The sequence below is a fragment of the Sulfuricurvum sp. genome (assembly GCF_023250475.1).
Lineage (GTDB): Bacteria > Campylobacterota > Campylobacteria > Campylobacterales > Sulfurimonadaceae > Sulfuricurvum.
In genome coordinates this window covers 1-20082 of record NZ_JAHFAQ010000023.1, presented here as the reverse complement: position 1 = coordinate 20082, position 20082 = coordinate 1, and the positions used below count along the sequence as shown (strand labels likewise).

Genomic DNA, 20082 nt, shown 5'->3' with positions numbered 1-20082 from the left:
TTCATGATTCTTCTTTATACAGATGAGAATACGTTCGTTCCAATCAGTTTTTAGATACTCTTCATACTTATTTACCTCCAGTTACATAATCCTTTTATAAATAAATTTTCATTGCTAACGTATGACAATTCAAAAGAAAAATGGTTTTTTATAGCTATGATTATTTATTAAACATTTACAACCGATGTTTTCAGCAATTATACGTTCGTTAAAAGAGGATCAAAGATGTCAGATATCGAAATAGCGCAAAAAGCCAAAATGAAACCTATTATAAATTTGGCATATGAAAGCTATGGAATACCTTCCGAACATCTGGACCCTTACGGTCATTATAAAGCCAAGCTCTCTTTAGAATACGTCGATACCCTTTCGCATCAAAAAAATGATGGGAAATTGATTCTCGTCTCAGCCATCAGTCCGACTCCTGCGGGTGAGGGGAAAACGACAACGACGGTTGGGCTTGGCGATGCAATGAACCGTTTGGGCAAAAAAACGATTATATGTTTGCGTGAGCCATCATTGGGCCCCTGTTTCGGTTTGAAAGGGGGAGCTGCGGGAGGCGGGTATTCTCAAGTGGTTCCGATGGAAGATATCAACTTGCATTTTACGGGTGATTTTCATGCCATAGGTGTCGCGCATAATCTATTGGCTGCAATGATTGATAACCATATCCATCACGGTAATGCCTTGGGGATAGATTCACGTCGTATCAAGTGGAAGCGTGTTATGGATATGAATGATCGTTCCTTGCGCGAAATTACGATAGGACAGGGAGGCTCTTCAAACGGTTTCTTGCGAGAAGACGGTTTTGATATAGTCGTCGCATCCGAAGTGATGGCTATATTGTGTCTGGCGATCAATCGGGCGGATTTAAAAGAACGTTTGGGGCGTATCATCGTTGCTTACAAATCGGATAAGGTCACCCCGATATACGCAAGCGATTTAAGAGCACACGGAGCTATGGCAGCTGTTTTAAAAGATGCCATTAAGCCCAATTTAGTACAAACACTGGAAAATAACATAGCTATCATACATGGCGGTCCTTTTGCCAATATTGCGCATGGCTGCAACTCTGTAATTGCGACGGATACCGCCCTGAAATTGGCCGATTATGTGGTAACGGAAGCAGGGTTTGGTGCAGATTTGGGGGCAGAGAAATTTTTGAATATCAAGTGCCGAAGTTCAAAACTAGCTCCTTCCGCTGTCGTATTGGTGGCTACAATCCGTGCATTGAAGTTTCATGGCGGTATTGAAAAAGATCATCTGAATCAAGAAAATTTAGAGGCGCTGGAAGCCGGATTCGAAAATCTGGAACGCCATCTTAATAATATTAATGTTCATTATGGATTGCCGGCTGTTGTATGTGTTAATCACTTCACCTTTGATTCGGATGCAGAAACCGATTTATTAAAAAAGAAGTGCGAAGCGCTAGGGGTAAAATGCATTGTTTCCAAACACTGGGCACAGGGTGGCAAAGGGGCTGAAGAACTGGCGGAAGAGGTTTTGAGTATCGTAGATAACCGTAAAGCGGGATTCAATTATCTATATGAGAATAAATTGCCGTTGTGGGAGAAAATTAAAACCGTAGCTACTAAAATATATGGGGCGGACGGGATAACGGCCGGTGCAAAAATTCGCGCTGAAATCGCTCAACTTCAGTAACACTACGGAGAACTTCCGATTTGTATGGCAAAAACCCAAATGTCTTTTTCAACCGACCCGAATGTAAGAGGGGCTCCGACGTCTCATACCACTGAAATTAGCGGGATAAAGCTCGAGAACGGAGCCGGATTTATTGTTGTCATTGCCGGAAATATGATGACGATGCCCGGCTTGCCTAAAGTTCCGACAGCGGAGCGTATTGATATCGATGATACCGGAGTAATCAGCGGTCTTTTTTGATCCTAAAATTTATATTACCCTCTGAGCCTATTCCATAGAATCCCCAAATACTCATGAAATGCTGATTCGGAACGGGACAATCCTCCAGCGGAGGGAAATTGCCACAATGTGTCCTCTTTTTTTATTTGAAAATCGGTTGGTGCTTCTATGACGGTAACACCGCTTTTACGAAAAAGAGCCGATGCCCGTACCATGTGCGATGCAGAAGTAACCAGTATAAGCGGCTCGTTACCAACGATCTTTTTGGCAGCTATCGCTTCTTCTTCTGTATCTTTCGGTGCTTCCAATAGAATAATATCGTTTGGATTGACCCCTAGAGAGATCGCCATTTTTTGATTCATTCGTGCATTGCTTATCGGATCATCTCCGCCGTAGCCGCTAAATATCAATATCATATTCGGATAACTTTTGTAAATACTGACTCCCTCATTAAGCCGTATCAGCGAATTACACCCTAATTCAGAGGAGAGAGGAAGTTTTTTGTTCGAGGTATGGCCGCTTCCTAGTACATGAATGTACTTTGGCAAAGGTGTATTCAGGTTGATTTTGGGATAGGTACTTTCCAGGGGTTTTAACAGCAATGCTGAAAATGGGGGATAAGAGAGGAGCGTGATCCAAACGAGAGCAAAAAAGAATATTTTTTTTGCAAATTGTTCATAACCTTTACGCCAAAGTAATATGCCGATTCCGATCAACATCAGGAAAATAGGAAAGGGCATAAGGAAAAAAGAGATAAATTTTTTAACTAAAAACATAATCGCTTTGGATAATTACCCTTTATTTTTTCGTGCGGTAATCTCGCCCAAAAAGCTTTCCAAATCATATTTGACACGGTATTGCGGTGTGAGGATATGGACGAGGATATCGCCTAAATCGATAGCGACCCAGTCTCCGCTCTCATCAACGTATAAAAAATGCTCTTCAGGTTTAAGCCCTTTTTTGAGGTGATCGAGCAACGCAATAGTATGACGTTCTCCCAATGATGATGCGATAACAACGTAATCGGCAAAGTAATCACCGCCTATGAGATCGAAGACTTCGATGGCCTCGGCTTTGTTTTGATCGAGGATAGCGCTGATTTTTTCAATTCGTGGATTCACGGGTGTTCCTTATAGTAGGGGGTAATTTTTTTTTCGATATCCGAATCCAGCCCCAAAAAGGTAGCGGAAGATCGGATATCGGTTGAGCTGATCGGTACATGAACCTTCAGCCGAAGCATGTTTTCCGGAATCGGAATCTCATCACGTGTAGCGACGACCCAACGCACCATAGCATTGAGGAGGTCAAAATCGTGCCACTGGGATAGTGTCTCAAGATTATCGGCTCCGATGATGAGGTAAAGCTCATCACACTGCTGCGCGTAATGCTTGACCGTCTCAATCGTGTAGACGCTGCGATTTTGTTTGATTTCAAAATCGCTCACAACCACTTTGTCATAGGGCTTGAAAATCTCTTGAAGCCATCCGAAGCGAACCGTTCCGCTTGCAACGACGGAGTTCTTGAACGGATTCCGTGAGGCGGGGACGATAATCAGACTGTCGATCGGTAAAACGTGTAAAGCTTCCTTCACAACAGCAACGTGTCCGGCATGCGGCGGATCGAAACTTCCGCCGTAGAGTGCAAGCTTCATGCGCCTCAACTTCTTTTAATCGAAATTATAACCGATTTTTGGTAAAATCACCCCCTATTTTGTGTTTGTAGGATTATGGTAATGGCGTTGAAGATTGCACTTAACGGATTCGGTCGCATAGGTCGCTGTGTTACCCGTCTTATCGCCATGCGCAGTGACGTTGAACTTGTCGCGATTAATGATATGGCGTCGATTGACATGATGCTTTACTTGTTGCAAAATGATTCAGTTCACGGGCAGTTTGGAATCGATGTGGCGGTCATAGGGGAGGATTATCTTCAAATCGGCGGCCGAAAGGTACGTATTTTTTCCGAAAAGAATCCCGAAAATCTTGATTTCGCTTCACTTGGGGCAGAGGTTGTTTTTGAATGCAGCGGTCTTTTTTTGACCGGCGCGCTAACGCGTCATCATCTCGATAAAGGGATCAAGAAAGTTATTTTATCGGCTCCGACGCAAGATAGCGCTATTGCGACATTTGTACTCGGGGTCAATGAACATCTCTATAACGGCGAAGAGATTATCTCGAATGCATCGTGCACCACCAATTGTTTAGGACCTATTGCTAAAATCATTGATGAAACTTTCGGGATTGAAAAAGGGTTGATGACCACAATTCATGCCTATACCAATGGTCAAGCGATTATTGATTCGGCACACGGAAGTGATATGCGCCGTTCCCGCGCAGCAGCGCTCAACATGATTCCGACCACGACCGGTGCGGCGAAAGCGATCAGCTTGGTATTGCCATCTTTAGAGGGGAAATTGCACGGACAAAGTGTACGTGTCCCTACGGCGGATGTTTCGATGGTCGATTTGAATGTTCTTACGAGCCGTTCTACCTCGAAAGAAGAGCTTAGTAATCTTTTTAAATCGTACGCAAACGGGAGTTTGAAGGGGATTTTAGAAGTGGATGAGCGCTATCGTGTTTCGCAGGATTTTGTCGGATCACCCTACAGTGCCACAGTGGCGGATGACTTGATACAAGTCATCGATGGGAATATGATCAAAATCATGGCGTGGTATGATAACGAATGGGGTTATTCCAACCGTCTGATCGAAATGGCATTGTTTATGATGTCTTATACGCCATCGGAGCAATATCCAAAGGGCACGTGAGCCCCGGCTATGCTAATACTGAGTTTCCCTCGGCGGGAAGCCCACTTAAATTATTGAATAACAATTTATTAATCTTACAGTAAGAGGAAAAAATGGAATTATTGAACATCAAAGAGTGTGACCTTCACGGCAAAAAAGTATTTATTCGATGTGATTTTAACGTTCCGATGGATGATTACGGCAATATCACCGACGACCGACGCATCCGCTCAGCTTTATCGACGATCAACTATTGTCTCGATCAAAAATGCGCGATTATTTTGGCATCCCATTTCGGACGGCCGAAGGGGGAGCGGGATGAGAAATATTCGCTTGCACCTATTGCTCGACGACTGCATCAATTGCTAAAGATTGATGTTCAGATGGCCGAGGATGTTGTCGGAGAGAGTGCCGTAAAACTTTCTTCCGAGCTTAAAAGCGGAGAAGTGTTACTGTTGGAGAATCTCCGTTTTGAAAAAGGGGAGACAAAGAATGATCCTGAATTGAGTGCAGCATTGGCGCATATGGCGGAAATCTATATTAATGATGCCTTCGGAGTCAGTCACCGTGCCCATGCTTCGGTTGAGGGGATAACAGCGCATTTCGATAAAGCGCATAAAGCTGCGGGCTTTTTGCTCCAAAAAGAGATTCAGTTTTTCGGAACTCTTTTGGATAATCCGGTAAGACCGTTTGCAGCAATTGTCGGAGGTTCTAAAGTTTCGGGAAAACTTGAGGCTTTGATCAATTTGTTACCGAAAGTCGATAAAGTATTGATTGGCGGAGGGATGGCGTTTACGTTTCTCAAAGCGTTAGGTCATGACGTCGGAAATTCACTGGTTGAAGATGATCTATTGGAAGAAGCGATGAATATCATGAATGAAGCCAAGAGTCTTGGCGTAAAATTTTATCTTCCGGTGGATGTCGTTGCGGCTGAAAAATTTGCTCCCGATGCTGCCAGTCGGCTTTGCAGCGTACAGGAAATTCCTTCGGGATGGATGGGCTTGGACATTGGGCCAGCGACTGTGAGACTCTACCGTCAGGTTTTAGGTGACGTGCAGACGATTCTATGGAATGGGCCGATGGGGGTTTATGAGATGGATCGATACGCCCGCGGATCCAATAAAATCGCCCATTTCGTTGCCGATTCGTATGCAACTACAGTTGTCGGTGGCGGGGATACTGCCGATTTGGTTCAACGTGTGGGGCTGGACGAAGAGATTACGTTCATCTCTACCGGAGGGGGAGCATCATTAGAGCTACTCGAAGGGAAAATTCTTCCCGGTGTTAAACCATTATTGAAATAATAAGGAGATCGTGATGATATTGTGTGCCAACTTTAAAGCGAACAAAACACGCCAAGAGACGCGTGCCTATATGGCCGTGGTAGAGTCATTTGTAAGTGCAAACGATATCACGGATACGATCATCGTATTTCCTCCGTTTACGGCATTGGAACATGATCCCCGTAACGTTTTGATCGGTGTTCAAAACGGCTATCCTGTCAGAAACGGTGCCTATACGGGAGAGATCGCCTTGGAGCAGCTCGAAGAGTTCGGAATTAAAACGATTCTTATCGGTCATTCTGAACGCCGTCATATTTTGGGTGAGACACAAGAGCAGATAGCGGCAAAATTCCAGTTTTTCGCAGAGCAGGGATTTTTGATTGTCTACTGTGTCGGAGAACCTTTGGACGTAAGAGAGCAGGGCAATGAGGCTTTAATGGCCTATATCGAAAAGCAGTTTGAGGGGATTGATCTGAACTATTCCGATCTGATTGTCGCGTATGAGCCGGTATGGGCTATCGGTACGGGGCTGACTCCTTCAAACGGTGACATTGAACTTCTGCACGGAGCATTGAGAGCGAAGAGCTCTGCTCCTCTTTTGTACGGAGGGAGTGTTAAAGTGGAAAATGCAGGTGAAATTATGGCTCTGGAAAATGTTGACGGTGTTTTGGTCGGCTCAGCAGCACTCAGTGCCAATGATTTTTGTGACATGATCGCTCAGGCGGCGGAATTAAACTTAGAAAAAGGAGAATAATAGATGTTAATGCAAGGAAAAAAGGGGTTGATCGTTGGATTGGCCAATGATAAATCGATCGCATACGGTATTGCGCAGGCGCTTCACAAACAAGGGGCCCAAATGGCCTTTACCTATCTCAATGAAGCGTTGCAAAAACGGGTAGAACCGATTGCGGCAAGTTTTGATAACTCTCCGGTATACAAATTGGATGTATCCGATGAATCGGATATGGAAGCGATTGCGGCAAAAGTGGCGGCCGATTTCGGTCAAATCGACTTTTTGGTTCACTCGGTCGCATTCGCACCCAAAGAGGCATTGACCGAAGGATTTATGAAAACCTCTAAAAGTGCATTTCAAATCGCGATGGATGTTTCCGTTTATTCTTTGATTGATTTGACCAACCGTTTGGAAAGTGTTTTAGCCCCGGGCGCATCGATTATTACCCTCAGCTATCTCGGCGGACCGAAATACATCCCGAACTACAATGTCATGGGTGTAGCCAAAGCGGCATTGGAATCGACCGTCCGTTATATGGCGGTAGAATTGGGTGCTCTCAAAGGTCAGCGTGTGAACGCTATCAGTGCGGGACCAATCAAAACATTGGCGGCGAGCGGTATCGGCGATTTCAAACAAATCCTCAATTGGAATGAGTCCAATGCGCCGTTACGTAAAAACGTGACGATCGAAGAGGTCGGAAATTCGGCAATGTATCTCCTCAGTGATCTCTCCAGCGGTGTCAGCGGTGAAGTTCATTATGTTGATGCGGGCTATAACATTATGGGTATGGCTGCGGTTGAGAAAAACGATGAAGGCAAAAGTGTTTTTTGCTGGGATGAGAGAAAATAAATATCGTGTGTCATCCCGAATCTGATTCGGGATCTCTTTTTAGATTCCGTACCATAGTACGGAATGACGGAAGAATGTTACGAAACGTTACTTCCCGATTCCCGGAAGTTTTTGTAATTTTTCCCAATTTGCCGGTTCTTGCGGCTGTCCCTCTTTCATCTTTGCTTTATTCTTATTATACACATTCCACTTATCAACATATTTTTGCAGTGTAAACGGCGTATTATCCTCATCCAGCGGGACGATTTCGGTTGTAGTAGTCACCGTACCGTCGGGAGTTTTGGTCGTGGTAGTGATCTGAGTGGCATTCGTCATTTTTTGCACCGTTTGACCGTCGGAAGTCTGGGTACTGACGCTCATTTTGGTCGGTTCTGTTTTGGTGGTTACGATCGTACCGTTGCTTTGTTTTTTGGTATTTTCAGTAGGTTCGTTTGCCATAATAGGGTTCCACTCTTCTTTAAGCCATTCATCCAAAGAGCGCTGCATTGCACCCCCCTTTGCGTTAGCATTGCTACTTGGGGCAAAAGCATTTAGGGTTGTGTTTTGAGAGGGGGTTACCCCCATGTTATTGGCGGCACAGCCGCTGAGTATCAAGAGGGCGATGGAGAGAGCAAGAGAGTGACGCATGGTATTTCCTCTATTAGGGTTGAATTTTTCAGATTAGTTCGTACTATAACATAGAATTCGTAGGATATCGACTAAAAGAGGTGAACGATGAAAGTTACAAAATTGTCACAATCCCCATTATAGGGATTTTATTTAAGTTAACCGATAGAAAACAAAATTATTTTTTTACAGCTATGTTTAAGAATAGGGGGGTTACAATTAACTCCGACGAAACAAAAACATAGGTCAAGCTTAACTTAAGGAGAATCAATGAAGTTAGTAAAAATGAGTCTTGCAGCAGCAGTGTTGCTAGGAGCGAGCGCGTTCGCAATCGATAATGTAAAAGTAAGCGGTGACGCTAAACTTTATTACAATACAAATGATAAAGATTCATTTACAGCTGGAATGGCAGAAACTGCGGCAAACCGCACGGGAAATAATGATCTTTTCGATAAAGGTGCTAGTGCAGCCGATGCGGCTCTTCGTCTTGGTGTAACCGGCGATTTGACAAAAGGTATTTCTTTCGGTGTAACTGGTATCGCAGTTAGTACACTCGGTTTGGAAAACAATCTTGTAAGTAACACATGGACTGGTGCTCATGATGCGCGCCCAAGTGGTTCAAGCTTTGGTGCATCTGCTGGTACTGCGGGTCTTCAAGTTGATGACCAAGCATGGATCAGTGAAATGTGGGTTGCAGCTACTGTCGGTAAAACAACAGCTAAATTGGGACGTATGGAACTAGATACTCCATTAGCATTCTCTGAAAAATGGTCTGTTGCTACAAACACATTTGATGCAGCGGTTGTTATCAACCAAGATATCCCGGATACAACTGTTGTAGCGGCATGGGTAGGCAAAGGAAATGGAGTAAATGTACTTGGTGACTATTCATTGAATAATGTTCCATCAAATACTCCAGCTGTAGGTATTGATGGTATCGTAGGTGCTGGTGCTAATTTTGGAACGTTTGCAAGTGATGGTGCATATGCTGCAGCATTGGTTAATAACTCATTCAAACCTCTTACAGCTCAAGCATGGTACTACAACGTTGTTGACGTTGCAAATGCTTATTGGTTACAAGCAGACATCAATTGCCAACTTGTTAAAGGTTTGACAATCGGTGCTCAATATGCAGATATTTCACCAACTGGTGCAGTTCAAACATTCCTAGATGGCGTTGGTTCAAATGATGATTCTACTGCATATGCATTCAAACTTGGATACAACGGTGTTGAAAACTTAAAAGTTTCTGCTGCGTATTCAAAAGCAGATTCAGATGGTGTATTGAAAATTGCTAACGTTGCAACAAACAATCTTGCAGCTGCACAATCTAAATTGTACACAGAAGCATTTTGGAACTACGGATATGTAGGTGCTCCGGATGCTCGTTCTTGGAACGTAACGGCTGAGTATGATGCAGGTCTTGCTAAACTTGGTGCTTACTATACAAACGTATCAATCGGTGATACAAATGTAGTAAACAATGCTGTCGGCGGAAAAGATAATGTTGATATGAAAGAAGTTGCAGTTACCGCAACTAAATCTTTCGGACCGTTGGATGCAACTTTGGCATATGTTTCTACAGATGCTGATGACCAAAATGCTGGTGATCGCTACAACACTGTACAAGCATACTTAACTCTTAACTTCTAAGAGTTTTTCTGCTTCTCATTCCCCAAGGGGATAAGAACCTCTTATGAGGTTCCCTTGGGGATGAACCCTTCTTTTATTTTTCTCCCCTACTTTCGCTATAATCATTGTATGAAATATTTTTTCCGTTCATTGCTCTATACGCTGTTAATGCTATTTTTGATCTCTGTTCTCTCCTTCGGGGCGATTCATATGGCTCCCAACAGTTTTATGGGTGGAGAACTCAATCCGAACATGACTCCCGAAGCGATAGCGCAATTACAAACCATTTACGGACTTAATAAACCGTTGTTGCAGCAATACTTTGATTGGGTTTTCAATCTTCTAACGCTCAATTTCGGGATATCTTTCGTCAGCGGTGCGCAGGTGTCGGAAGTGGTAGCCGATCGCCTTCCTGTGACGTTGTGGATGAATATCGTAGCGATGGTCGTGACATTTGCTTTATCCTTGTGGATGGGGATTAAAGCGGCATTGGCACACGGTCAAAAAACCGATACACTGTTGAGCCAATTTTCACTTCTTAGTTTTGCAATGCCCTCTTATTATCTGGCGCTGGTTCTTATGATGATCCTCAGTGTGACATTGGGGTGGTTTCCGATTGCCGGAATGCATTCGTTAGAGCCTCCGGCGGGGGTTGGGTATTATGTGGATATGGCGTGGCACTTAACATTGCCGATTGCGGTGATGGTTTTTGTCGGTGTGGGGAGTTTGGCTCTTTATATCCGTTCCCTAACCATGGAAATTCTCAAAAGCGATTACATCTACTTTGCCCGCTCGCGGGGAATTACGGAGAGTAAAATTATCCGTTACTATATTCTCCCCAATCTATTGCCCCCTATTGTGACGATGCTAGGGCTATCATTGCCGGGGTTGATCGGCGGATCGGTGATACTCGAATCGATTTTTGGGATTGAAGGGATGGGACAATTGTTTTATCTCAGTGCGATGAGTCGTGATTATCCGGTGATAATGGGGATTTTGATGATGTCTGCATTTTTGACGTTGATCGGGAATCAGATTGCGGATGCAATACTATTAAAACTAAATCCGTTTGTAAAAAGGTGATAAACCTGTCCTAAAAACATACATAGAGAGTAACTGCTGGCAGAAGTGCCAAAGCGGTTGCAAGCGTTTTGTTTTTGGGACGATTTTCTTTTGCTACTTTTCTTATGAAAAAGAAAAGTATGCGAATCTATTAATTCCCGAAAAGCGCTTCGAGTGAGCTGAGGCCCTCTTTTTTCTCTTCCTGAGCTTTTTCGCCCATTTGAACACTTCCGCCCACTTCGTTGAGTTCGATCGTGTATCCGGTCAACATCGATGCAAGACGGATATTAATACCGCTTTTACCGATGGCTTTGGATTTTTGATCGCTTGGAAGGGTGACGACCGCTTTTTTCTCTTCCCCTTCACTGTCAGTGATGACGACGGCACTGATAATGGCCGGAGACATAGCACGGGAGATGAAAAGCTCAGGGGATGAGCTGTACTCGACACAGTCGATATTTTCGCCGCACAACTCTTCACTGACCGCATTGATACGGACACCGCGTACTCCGACGGTAGCACCGATCGGATCGATCTGAGGGCGATTGGTGTAGAGGGCGATTTTCGCACGCTCTCCCGGAATACGGGCACATTTTTCGATTACGACGATGCCGTCTTTGATCTCTGGGACTTCGAGTGCCAAAAGCTCTTCGAGGAATTTCGGAGCGGTACGGGAGAGTTCCATGGAGATTCCATTGGCTTTATCGACGTGGACACGTCGGACGATAGCGCTGACAACATCGCCCACTTTGAATTTCTCACCCTTGATACGGCTCTTCATAGGGAGGATAGCTCGGATCTCATCGATCTCGATGGTGGTGTTTTGGTCGCCGTCAACACGTGTAACACGGCCGGAGACGATTTGGTTGATTTTGCTTTTGTATTTGTCGTAGAGCTCGTTTTCAACAAGACGCTGAATATGAAACTCAATTTCTCGGTGCAAAGTGGCAAATGCACTTCGTCCGTAGCTTTCGATATCGTGTTCCATTTGGAGTTGATCGCCGATTTCCGCTTCCTCATCAATTTCTAAAGCAGCCGTAATCCCCATATAAGCACCGGACTCTTCCCCTTCGATTTCGGGCGCATCATCAGCAACAACGGTGATGATTTGGCGAAGTTTTACCGTTTTGGTACGATCATCGATATCGGCTTCGAAAGCAAAAGTCGGATTGATAATACGTTTGGCAGTTTGGATAAACGAGGTTTTGATCGCCTCTTGAACACGATCGGCACTAAGCCCTTTTTCGTTGGCGATAGAGTCAATAATATCTAATATATTTTCCATAGGACTATCCTCTTAATTGTTGGTAACTCATAAAAAATTGGGTTGGTTGGGAAAGCTTTTTTATGAAGGAAAGATATTATACATAAATTTCTCTTAATAGGATATTTATCATATCACCGCTATAATCCCCCTAATATCAAGAACTCTTAAAAGGGAAAAGCAATGGAACTCAAACTCGCCCGTAGCGAACACGACACAAAGCCAAAGAAAATCGATCTCAAAAAAATCACCGAAATGGTAGAGAAAAGCAACTCGTCTATCCTCTATTTCGATCGTGAAAATTCACACAAAGATCTCCTTGCATTGCAAGATCACTTCGAGGGTGAAGGGAAAAGTTTTTACATGCGCGAAGTGAAATACGGACTTTCCGCCAATGAATACATGTATGAGGTTCATATCCTCTAATGTCTAAAAAACTCTTTATCGAGACGCTCGGATGTGCCATGAATGTGCGCGATTCCGAGCACATGATCGCGGAGTTGAGTGCCCTTGAGGGGTATGAACTCACCGATGATGCGAGCACTGCCGATTTAATCCTCATCAATACCTGCTCGGTACGCGAAAAACCGGTTCATAAGCTTTTTTCTGAACTCGGTGTCTTTAACAAACTCAAAAAATCGGATGCCAAAATCGGGGTGTGCGGCTGTACGGCATCCCATTTGGGCAAAGAGATTATCAAACGGGCACCTTATGTCAATTTCGTCCTCGGTGCACGCAATGTCTCTAAAATTTCCGATGTCCTTCACCGTGACAAAGCGGTCGAAATAGAGATTGACTATGATGAATCTCTGTTCGCCTTTAAAGATTTCCGAAGCAGCCCTTATAAAGCGTATATCAATATCTCTATCGGATGCGACAAACAGTGCACGTTTTGTATCGTCCCGAAAACGCGTGGCGATGAGATTTCTATTCCCGCAGATTTGATCGTTGCCGAAGCACAAAAAGCGGTTGAATGCGGGGCTAAAGAAGTTTTCCTTTTGGGGCAAAACGTCAACAATTACGGCCGCCGTTTTTCGGGGGAAAACGATAAGATGAACTTTACCGAATTGCTCCGCCGTGTCAGCAGGGTAGAGGGGCTGGAGCGGATCCGTTTTACCTCTCCCCATCAGCTTCACATGGATGATGAGTTTATCGAAGAGTTTGCCCGTAATCCAAAAATTTGTAAATCGATGCATATGCCCCTTCAGAGCGGATCGAGCGAGATTCTCAAAGCGATGAAGCGCGGATATACCAAAGAATGGTTTTTAAACCGTGCACGTAAACTGCGCGAACTCGTCCCCGACGTGAGCATCAGCACCGATATTATCGTTGCGTTTCCGGGTGAAAGCGATGCCGATTTTCAAGATACCCTAGAGGTGATGGAGCAGGTGAAGTTTGAACAGGTATTTAGTTTTAAATACTCTCCGCGACCGCTGACTGAAGCGGAAAGCTTTACCAATGTTGTGGACTCTGAACTCGGCTCCTTTAGATTAAGTACCCTGCAAGCCTACCAAGACACGATTCTCGATTCCATCAGTGCAGCATTGCTGGGCAAAGAGATGGAAGTCTATTTTGAAGAGCTTCGCTCGGATGGCTACATTGCCGGACGGAGTGACAATAATATCATGGTCAAGGTCAAAGGGAGCGAAGAATTGCTCGGCAAAATTGCTCGTGTGAAAATCACGGAGACCTCTCGCTCCGTTCAATACGGAGAGATCATTGCGTAAACGTTTTTTACGTGCCCTGGCTTTATTGCTGATTCCCCCCATAGGGACAGCTCTTATCCGTCTCATCTATCTTACCAATACTAAACGGTTTCATCTCCCTCAAACGATCCCCGCTGAACCCGTTATTTTTGCTTTTTGGCACGGTGATTTGCTGATGCAGCCTTATCTCTACTATCAATTTCGTAAAACTCCCAAAGCCAATGTCTTGATATCCGATCATTTTGACGGGCAGATTATTGCCGGTATTATGCGCTATTTTAAGCTCGGAACCATTCACGGTTCTACGACGCGCGGCGGTGCAAAAGTACTCATTCAAGGGCTTAAATCGCTTTCGGAGGGGTACGACATCGGAATTACCCCTGATGGTCCGAAAGGACCTCGCCATCAGATGAGTGAGGGGGCCGTGATTATGGCGCAAAAGCGCAATGCCAAAGTCATTGTATACAGTTGTGTCCCCTCGAAGTTTTGGCAGCTTCCGAGTTGGGATCGCTTTACGGTTCCTAAACCGTTCGGAACACTCGATTTTTACGCATCGGAGCCGATTGATCTTAAGGGGCTGGAGATGGAAGAAGCTAAAGCGCTCATCAAAACGAAACTTATGGAACATGCTCTATAAAGGGGTATTCGGATGAAGCAACTCTATCGTGAAAAAGAGGAATTTTTAAAATACCTCGATTCGATACGGGGGTATTCACCGCTTACGCTACGCAGCTATCACGATGCTGTAGATGAGATGATAGTGTGTGCTGAGATTGCCCAGCAGGAGGGTGAACTCTCCATAAATTTGATGCCGCTTCGTCTTAAAATCGCCCATTTAAAAGCCAAAACAATTGCACTTAAGCTGAGTGCCATACGAAGTTTTATTAAATATCTCCGTGATAACGGGAAGCGAATTGAACTCAGAGGGGATGAGAGTATCAAAATCCCCAAAACACTTCCCAAACCGATTACGCATGAGCAGATTACCCATACACTGCAGCATGCCGAGCCTCAGGCGGCATTGGCGATTACCCTCCTTTATACGATGGGACTTCGAATCTCAGAGCTATCTCATTTGCGTCTTAGCGACGTCAGTGAGGGGTGGTCGCGTATTTACGGAAAAGGGTCTAAAGAGCGTGATGTCCCTATGATAGAGAGTATCCGCCTAATGGTGCAAGAATACCAACGGATCAACCCCTCTGTCGAGTACATTTTTGAGTCCAAAGGTGAAAAATTAAGCGAAAATAGTCTAAGATATACCATTATTAAGGCATTCGCAAAGGTTGGACTTAAAGTGACTCCTCATCAATTACGTCATACGTATGCGACCGAATTGTTAAACAATGGGGCGAGAATTGCCGATGTTAGCGAATTATTGGGCCATGCAAGCATGGCGACAACACAGATATATACCAAATTGGGCAATGCTCTGAAAATGGAGCATTATCTGCAATCGCATCCACTATGCCAAACTCATGAGGACTCTAAGTGATAGAGCGGTTTTACCGAAAAATTTTCGTCGCTATTGTTCAAGATGCCGGTGTATATGACGTCCGCGTGGTTGCCCAAAAACAAAAAAAACTTCTCTACAAAGAGAGCAGAACGTTTGAGGGGACATCGGCGTATGAAGATATTCGCTTGTATCTTCGAAAATACCTTGATGAATCTCCGCTGCATTATGTCGCGGTATTGAATCCGGCTGTCAAACAAGGAGCATTGGCAGGATGCAAACACTCCAGTGACGAGGAGATAGAAGAGATCATCGGTACAAAAACTCTTTGCCGAAATGAAAAATGGCTTTTGTACAGTTCGCTGCGAGAACTCGATACCCTTCAACAGCAGTATAAAACCATCGGACTTGATTTTGTTTTTTCCCCTTTTTCTCTTTTGGAGCATTTTTTCAAAGATAAAATCAAAGGGGGCTTTGCCCTCTATGCTCTGGCGCAAAAAGACTCTTTTAGTGTCGTGCTGTTTGAAGACGGAAAGCTTGAATACGCTCACCACTATCCGAAGCAAGAAAAAAGTACCTTAGCGCTTGAAGATGAAAGTATCACAGGCGGATTTGCTGTCGGGATTAGAGACGAGGATGAAGCTGAAAAAGGGATAAGTCTTGATGATATAGAGTCTTTGGATGATTTGGATATTCTTGAAGAACTGGATGATTTGAGCGACATAGAAGACTTAGACAGTCTCGAAGAGATTGCGGAGTTTAGTGAGGATGAACCGACATTTGAAGAGAAACGTATCGTTTTCCCTCGCGGCAGTGAGATTAAACAGGAGATGGATAAGTTTAATAACGATTATTATCGATTTGAGTTGATCCAACGGACATTGATCCGTTTTTACGGTGAGGAGAAGTGTGATAACCGCTTTGTCGAGACGGTGTATATCGCCGATGCCTATGGAAGCGGCGAAGAACTGAAGCGATACCTTGAAGAAGAACTTTTCCTGAACGTACATATTCGGCACATTGATGCAGCCGACGAAGTGATAGCGTTGGCTATATCGGAAGAGGAGGATCTGTGAACCACAGTTTTATCACTCCCCGCCCGAAACGTTTGATCAGCGGTGATTTACGGCTTGTCCTTTTCTTCTTTACGGTTACGATTGCAATGGTGGTGGGAACCTATGCCTTTTTGGAATATAAAATGTATGATTTCGTCCATGAGCGTAAAACGCTAGCCTTGAGAGAGAAGACGCTAAAACATTCAATTGAACAGATGGAAGAGCAGATTAAAACAATAGAGAAGGAAGCAAAAATAGTTGAGCAGGTGACCACGGGCAATACCGTCATGAAAGAGAGCATACGCAATCTTTTTGATCTTGTACCGGAAGATATAACTCTCTCACGTGCGGAACTGGAAGAAAAATCGTTGATTTTGTACGGCACAACACCGAATAAAGATACTTATGAGTATATGCTTCATGCGCCTTTGCGGTCGATCTTTAATCGCACCTATACCAGCTTCTACCCTATTGAAAACGGCTGGTATCGGTTTGTATCCTCCAACTACCTTGATGATGAGACCGTAGAGGAGATCAAATGAAGCGTCAAACGTTGTTTGTAGTGATACTTTCGCTCCTGTTACTGATCGGGGTCGTTGCTTTTTCATTTTTATTTTTGATCCCGAAAGGGAAAGAGTACCGATCTCTTCGGCTGGAGAGCAAAAAAGAGTTTCAGCAGTTGGAGTTGGCTCAAAACCGTTATGACAATACCCGCAACCGTCTTAAAGATCTTGAAGAGCAAAATCGGCATACCATCGGCGCATTTGATAAAGTTTTTGATCCCGGTCGATTTGAACGACTTTATAAAAAAGAGTTTACGGATTTATATCTGACGGAAGTGACGACGTTTGACAGTAACGGAACGTTTAAAGTGTATGAAGTAAATGCAACTTCCAAAATTACATCACCGCAAAGTTTTTATAACTTTTTGGAAAATATCAATAAAAGCGATTGGGTAATCGGGGTTAATTTCCCGATCCATTTTGAGAGAGACGGTGATCAAATACGTTCCAGCTTTACGATGAAAGTTCACAGCAATGAGGCTAAAAAAGAGAAGGAATAATTCTCTAGAGTTTCTTTGCCCGTTCATACGCAGCGCGTATCGCTTCCATGCACCCTTCGCGTACTTTCCCTTTTTCAAGTGCTCCGTATCCGGCTGCCGTGGTTCCTCCGGGACTCATAACGTTATCTTTTAAGAGTGCGGGATGTGTCGTTTGGATCAGTTGTCCGAAACCTTCAAACAATCCCCTCATCAAGACCATCGCATCATCCCGCTTTAGCCCTTCGCGTACCGCACCGTCACAAAGCGCTTCGGCAATAAGTGCCAAATAAGCAGGACCGCTTCCTGCGAGCGCCGTAGCAATATCGAGTTCTTTTTCATTGCTGAGCCAAAGGACGCTTCCGATGGTGCTGAAGAGTTCCATTGCCAAAGTTTTGAGTTCGATGTCTCCGACCAAAGAGGTCATTGAAGCACCCGCTTCGGCGGCAAGATTCGGCATAGCGCGGCAGTACTTGAGTGCTTCTATCGCTTTGAGCGATTCCAATGAGGTTCCGGCTAAAACGGAATACAGAACGTCGGCTTTTCCTTTCAGAAGCGGTGCAACTTCATTCAGGTTCGCAGGCTTGACGCAGAGAATAATATTTTTATCTTTGATCGTTGCATCGGCGTAGAGAGTTTTTTGGATGGGGCTATTCAGTGTTTTTTCGAATTGCTCCATGGCCGCCATACTGCGGCCGATCACCTCGATCGAGTGGGTCTTGCACAACCCTTTAGCCAGAGCAAGCGCCATTTTGCCGTTTCCGACAAAGGTGACCTTTTTAGACATCGCTTGAGCCTTTGAGGTAGTTTTTGATCGGCTCGGCAATACCGAAATCGGAACGGTTATCGACAATGATTTGAGCCATAGTTTGGTTGTCGGTGTTGAAAATCAAAGGGGCGACAAAATTGATCGTTGATTTCTCGATCGGAGTTTGCAAAATCATAATGTTATAGATCAAAAGATTGCTCTCAGGGGTGATTCCCATTAAGCCCTGGAGAGAAGAGGGGATATCAAAAGAGTATTCGCGAAGGGAAAACGGATTAATAAGGGTAAAAGAAGGGCCTTCTCCTATGCTTTCAAGACGTAAAAAGATTTCATCGATTTTTTGGAGTTCCATTTTTGAAACTGCTTCGAAGCCGAGCAGGGGAAGCTTTAAGTCAAACTGCATAAGTACCTTCTTCTATCTATTGATTGTCAGATTTTAACACATCAATCTAAAAAGTTTTACTTAATGCAGGGGTGTTTAATCTCTTTACGGTAAAATAGCTCACAATTTCAATAAAGAGCGTAGGTTTTATCAATGATTAGAACATGGTTAATCGCAATGACGGCACTTATTCTTCTAGCCGGATGCAGCAGCAAAGATCTCGAAGAGTTTAACAAACCTGCCGAATATTGGTATGAAAAGATGGTAACAGCCGTTTCTAACGGCAATTTGGAAAAAGCCGACAGCTATTTCAGCTCACTCCAAAGTGAGCATATCAGTTCACCTTTTTTATCCGAAGCGACGATGATTATGGCACAGGCGCACATGGCACATGAAGAGTATTTGTTAAGTGAACATTTTTTAGATGAGTATATCCGTCGTTACGCTACCCCAGAGGGGCGTGAATACGCCGAATTTTTAAAGATTAAAGCCAAATTTTTGGCTCTTCCTAATCCGGGACGCGATCAAGGACTTATTGATGATACGCTGCGCGGTGTTGATGCATTTAAAAAGAACTACCCTTCTTCCACCTATATGCCGTTGGTTCATTCGATGGAAACACAACTGCAATTGGCTCGCGGAGTGTTAAACGAACAGATCGCGCAACTGTATGAGCGTCTGGATAAACCCAAAGGGGCACTTGCTTACCGTGCGATTGCTCCGGTGACATGGATCGATTCCAAAGATATTGTCTATGCTGAGGTTCCTTGGTACAGAGAGATGTTTGAAGGCGACGGTAGCAGCAGCTGGTATGCTTTCATGATTCCGAAAACACGAAGTGTTATTTCGATGGACGACAACGTAAGTAAATAAAAATAGGATTTTTTTCAATGCAACTCAGTAATTACAGCTCATTTCCGACAAACTTACCGGTTATCGCCGAGGATGAGCTTTTTTTATACCCTTTTATGATTTCTCCCCTTTTCTTGAATGACGAAAAAAATATTGCGGCCGCCGCCGAAGCGATCGAAAACAATTCACTGGTGATTGTTTGTCCGGTGAAACCCGAACATGAAGGGGAACGGGAAGGGGACGCGATTTACGATGCGGGCGTTATCGGCTCGATTATGCGTAAAGTGGTTTTGCCTGATGGGCGGATCAAAGTCCTGTTTCAAGGTTTGGCACGCGGACATATTACCGAGATGGTACACGACAATCCTTTGCGGGCTCATGTTGATTTGATCTCTTCGCTTGCGGTGAATGAACTGAAAATGGATGCCATTTTGGAAGTATTGCGTGAAAAAGTGCGTGCCCTCTCGCAAGTCAGCAACTATTTCCCCCCTGATCTTCTCCGTACGATTGAAGAGAATCATGAATATAACCGTATCGTCGATCTTATTTGCAGCTCGATCAAAATCAAAAAAGAGAATGCGTATAAACTCTTTATCGAGCGTGACCCTGAAAAGCGCTTTTTGATGCTGATCGATGAACTGATCGAAGAGACGGAAGCCAATAAACTCCAAAAAGAGATTCGCTCTAAAGTTCATTCCCGTATTGAGAAGGTCAACAAAGAGTATTTCCTCAAAGAACAGCTCAAACAGATTCAAAAAGAGCTCGGAACCGATACC

22 protein-coding genes and 1 pseudogene are annotated in these 20082 nt (G+C 44.2%); 16 read left to right on the top strand and 7 right to left on the bottom strand.

What is annotated here, in order from left to right; translation table 11 throughout:
- Positions 1-225: 225 nt before the first annotated feature.
- A pseudogene (locus tag Q0C19_RS03880) lies at positions 226-1902 on the top strand (formate--tetrahydrofolate ligase).
- A gap of 14 nt (positions 1903-1916) precedes the next feature.
- On the opposite strand, the gene Q0C19_RS03875 reads toward Q0C19_RS03880, so the two are convergent.
- From Q0C19_RS03875 to nadD, 3 genes are all read right to left on the bottom strand, one after another.
- On the bottom strand, positions 1917-2600 hold the full coding sequence (locus tag Q0C19_RS03875) for an ElyC/SanA/YdcF family protein (protein ID WP_295052964.1): 684 nt from the start codon (positions 2598-2600) through the stop codon (positions 1917-1919).
- 72 nt (positions 2601-2672) lie between these two features.
- Positions 2673-3002 carry a ribosome silencing factor gene (gene rsfS / locus Q0C19_RS03870; protein ID WP_295052962.1) on the bottom strand — a complete coding sequence of 110 codons (330 nt, stop codon included), beginning with the start codon at positions 3000-3002 and terminating at the stop codon, positions 2673-2675.
- Complete coding sequence (gene nadD / locus Q0C19_RS03865; protein WP_295052960.1) at positions 2999-3532, bottom strand: nicotinate (nicotinamide) nucleotide adenylyltransferase; 534 nt, start codon at positions 3530-3532, stop codon at positions 2999-3001. Before nadD ends, rsfS begins: the two co-directional genes overlap by 4 nt.
- Positions 3533-3613: 81 nt before the next feature.
- Between nadD and gap the strand changes: the two genes are divergently transcribed.
- The 4 genes from gap to fabI all read left to right on the top strand — a co-directional run bounded on the left by gap (position 3614) and on the right by fabI (position 7492).
- Positions 3614-4648, top strand: coding sequence for a type I glyceraldehyde-3-phosphate dehydrogenase (gap, locus tag Q0C19_RS03860; protein ID WP_295052958.1), 1035 nt, complete (start codon positions 3614-3616; stop codon positions 4646-4648).
- A gap of 92 nt (positions 4649-4740) precedes the next feature.
- Positions 4741-5931, top strand: coding sequence for a phosphoglycerate kinase (locus tag Q0C19_RS03855; RefSeq protein ID WP_295052957.1), 1191 nt, complete (start codon positions 4741-4743; stop codon positions 5929-5931).
- Between the two features lie 13 nt (positions 5932-5944).
- A complete protein-coding gene (locus Q0C19_RS03850) occupies positions 5945-6664 on the top strand; it encodes a triose-phosphate isomerase (protein ID WP_295052955.1) in 720 nt (239 codons plus the stop codon).
- 3 nt (positions 6665-6667) lie between these two features.
- Positions 6668-7492 carry an enoyl-ACP reductase FabI gene (gene fabI / locus Q0C19_RS03845; RefSeq protein ID WP_295052953.1) on the top strand — a complete coding sequence of 275 codons (825 nt, stop codon included), beginning with the start codon at positions 6668-6670 and terminating at the stop codon, positions 7490-7492.
- 87 nt (positions 7493-7579) lie between these two features.
- Here the strand turns inward: fabI and Q0C19_RS03840 are convergent, their stop codons facing one another.
- A complete protein-coding gene (locus Q0C19_RS03840; RefSeq protein WP_295052951.1) occupies positions 7580-8119 on the bottom strand; it encodes a hypothetical protein in 540 nt (179 codons plus the stop codon).
- 249 nt (positions 8120-8368) lie between these two features.
- Here Q0C19_RS03840 and Q0C19_RS03835 point away from each other — a divergent pair, with 249 nt between their 5' ends.
- On the top strand, positions 8369-9751 hold the full coding sequence (locus Q0C19_RS03835; RefSeq protein ID WP_295052949.1) for a hypothetical protein: 1383 nt from the start codon (positions 8369-8371) through the stop codon (positions 9749-9751).
- A 108-nt stretch (positions 9752-9859) separates the two neighbouring features.
- Positions 9860-10813, top strand: a complete 954-nt coding sequence (locus Q0C19_RS03830) for an ABC transporter permease (RefSeq protein WP_295052948.1) — start codon at positions 9860-9862, stop codon at positions 10811-10813.
- A 130-nt stretch (positions 10814-10943) separates the two neighbouring features.
- Here Q0C19_RS03830 and nusA read toward each other — a convergent pair whose 3' ends face one another.
- Positions 10944-12077 carry a transcription termination factor NusA gene (gene nusA, locus Q0C19_RS03825; RefSeq protein WP_295052946.1) on the bottom strand — a complete coding sequence of 378 codons (1134 nt, stop codon included), beginning with the start codon at positions 12075-12077 and terminating at the stop codon, positions 10944-10946.
- Between the two features lie 162 nt (positions 12078-12239).
- On the opposite strand from nusA, the gene Q0C19_RS03820 reads away from it, so the two are divergent.
- The 7 genes from Q0C19_RS03820 to Q0C19_RS03790 are packed head-to-tail and all read left to right on the top strand — an operon-like array spanning position 12240 to position 17330.
- Positions 12240-12482, top strand: coding sequence for an HP0268 family nuclease (locus tag Q0C19_RS03820; RefSeq protein ID WP_295052945.1), 243 nt, complete (start codon positions 12240-12242; stop codon positions 12480-12482).
- A complete protein-coding gene (gene miaB, locus Q0C19_RS03815) occupies positions 12482-13783 on the top strand; it encodes a tRNA (N6-isopentenyl adenosine(37)-C2)-methylthiotransferase MiaB (RefSeq protein WP_295052944.1) in 1302 nt (433 codons plus the stop codon). Before Q0C19_RS03820 ends, miaB begins: the two co-directional genes overlap by 1 nt.
- Complete coding sequence (locus tag Q0C19_RS03810) at positions 13776-14399, top strand: lysophospholipid acyltransferase family protein (RefSeq protein WP_295052942.1); 624 nt, start codon at positions 13776-13778, stop codon at positions 14397-14399. Before miaB ends, Q0C19_RS03810 begins: the two co-directional genes overlap by 8 nt.
- Positions 14400-14411: 12 nt before the next feature.
- Entirely contained in the window at positions 14412-15254 is an 843-nt protein-coding gene (locus tag Q0C19_RS03805; protein ID WP_295052940.1) for a tyrosine-type recombinase/integrase, read from the top strand.
- Entirely contained in the window at positions 15251-16288 is a 1038-nt protein-coding gene (locus Q0C19_RS03800; protein ID WP_295052938.1) for a hypothetical protein, read from the top strand. Before Q0C19_RS03805 ends, Q0C19_RS03800 begins: the two co-directional genes overlap by 4 nt.
- Positions 16285-16809, top strand: coding sequence for a hypothetical protein (locus Q0C19_RS03795; RefSeq protein ID WP_295052936.1), 525 nt, complete (start codon positions 16285-16287; stop codon positions 16807-16809). Before Q0C19_RS03800 ends, Q0C19_RS03795 begins: the two co-directional genes overlap by 4 nt.
- Entirely contained in the window at positions 16806-17330 is a 525-nt protein-coding gene (locus Q0C19_RS03790) for a hypothetical protein (RefSeq protein ID WP_295052934.1), read from the top strand. Before Q0C19_RS03795 ends, Q0C19_RS03790 begins: the two co-directional genes overlap by 4 nt.
- Positions 17331-17334: 4 nt before the next feature.
- On the opposite strand, the gene Q0C19_RS03785 is transcribed toward Q0C19_RS03790, so the two are convergent.
- The gene (locus Q0C19_RS03785) at positions 17335-18093 is read right to left on the bottom strand and encodes a pyrroline-5-carboxylate reductase (protein WP_295052932.1); all 759 of its coding nucleotides are present in this window, start codon (positions 18091-18093) and stop codon (positions 17335-17337) included.
- Positions 18086-18475 carry a flagellar assembly protein FliW gene (gene fliW / locus Q0C19_RS03780; protein ID WP_295052930.1) on the bottom strand — a complete coding sequence of 130 codons (390 nt, stop codon included), beginning with the start codon at positions 18473-18475 and terminating at the stop codon, positions 18086-18088. Before fliW ends, Q0C19_RS03785 begins: the two co-directional genes overlap by 8 nt.
- Positions 18476-18607: 132 nt before the next feature.
- On the opposite strand from fliW, the gene bamD reads away from it, so the two are divergent.
- Positions 18608-19327, top strand: a complete 720-nt coding sequence (gene bamD / locus Q0C19_RS03775) for an outer membrane protein assembly factor BamD (RefSeq protein ID WP_295052928.1) — start codon at positions 18608-18610, stop codon at positions 19325-19327.
- A 17-nt stretch (positions 19328-19344) separates the two neighbouring features.
- Positions 19345-20082 (top strand): LON peptidase substrate-binding domain-containing protein (locus Q0C19_RS03770; protein ID WP_295052926.1); only part of this gene is annotated, 738 nt, incomplete at its 3' end.

Coding starts and splice junctions, on each gene's coding strand:
- Q0C19_RS03875 (WP_295052964.1), bottom strand. CDS start 2,600: ATGTTGATCGGAATCGGCATATTACTTTGGCGTAAAGGTTATGAACAA.
- nadD (WP_295052960.1), bottom strand. CDS start 3,532: ATGAAGCTTGCACTCTACGGCGGAAGTTTCGATCCGCCGCATGCCGGA.
- gap (WP_295052958.1), top strand. CDS start 3,614: ATGGCGTTGAAGATTGCACTTAACGGATTCGGTCGCATAGGTCGCTGT.
- Q0C19_RS03855 (WP_295052957.1), top strand. CDS start 4,741: ATGGAATTATTGAACATCAAAGAGTGTGACCTTCACGGCAAAAAAGTA.
- Q0C19_RS03850 (WP_295052955.1), top strand. CDS start 5,945: ATGATATTGTGTGCCAACTTTAAAGCGAACAAAACACGCCAAGAGACG.
- fabI (WP_295052953.1), top strand. CDS start 6,668: ATGTTAATGCAAGGAAAAAAGGGGTTGATCGTTGGATTGGCCAATGAT.
- Q0C19_RS03840 (WP_295052951.1), bottom strand. CDS start 8,119: ATGCGTCACTCTCTTGCTCTCTCCATCGCCCTCTTGATACTCAGCGGC.
- Q0C19_RS03835 (WP_295052949.1), top strand. CDS start 8,369: ATGAAGTTAGTAAAAATGAGTCTTGCAGCAGCAGTGTTGCTAGGAGCG.
- Q0C19_RS03830 (WP_295052948.1), top strand. CDS start 9,860: ATGAAATATTTTTTCCGTTCATTGCTCTATACGCTGTTAATGCTATTT.
- nusA (WP_295052946.1), bottom strand. CDS start 12,077: ATGGAAAATATATTAGATATTATTGACTCTATCGCCAACGAAAAAGGG.
- Q0C19_RS03820 (WP_295052945.1), top strand. CDS start 12,240: ATGGAACTCAAACTCGCCCGTAGCGAACACGACACAAAGCCAAAGAAA.
- miaB (WP_295052944.1), top strand. CDS start 12,482: ATGTCTAAAAAACTCTTTATCGAGACGCTCGGATGTGCCATGAATGTG.
- Q0C19_RS03805 (WP_295052940.1), top strand. CDS start 14,412: ATGAAGCAACTCTATCGTGAAAAAGAGGAATTTTTAAAATACCTCGAT.
- Q0C19_RS03790 (WP_295052934.1), top strand. CDS start 16,806: ATGAAGCGTCAAACGTTGTTTGTAGTGATACTTTCGCTCCTGTTACTG.
- Q0C19_RS03785 (WP_295052932.1), bottom strand. CDS start 18,093: ATGTCTAAAAAGGTCACCTTTGTCGGAAACGGCAAAATGGCGCTTGCT.
- fliW (WP_295052930.1), bottom strand. CDS start 18,475: ATGCAGTTTGACTTAAAGCTTCCCCTGCTCGGCTTCGAAGCAGTTTCA.
- bamD (WP_295052928.1), top strand. CDS start 18,608: ATGATTAGAACATGGTTAATCGCAATGACGGCACTTATTCTTCTAGCC.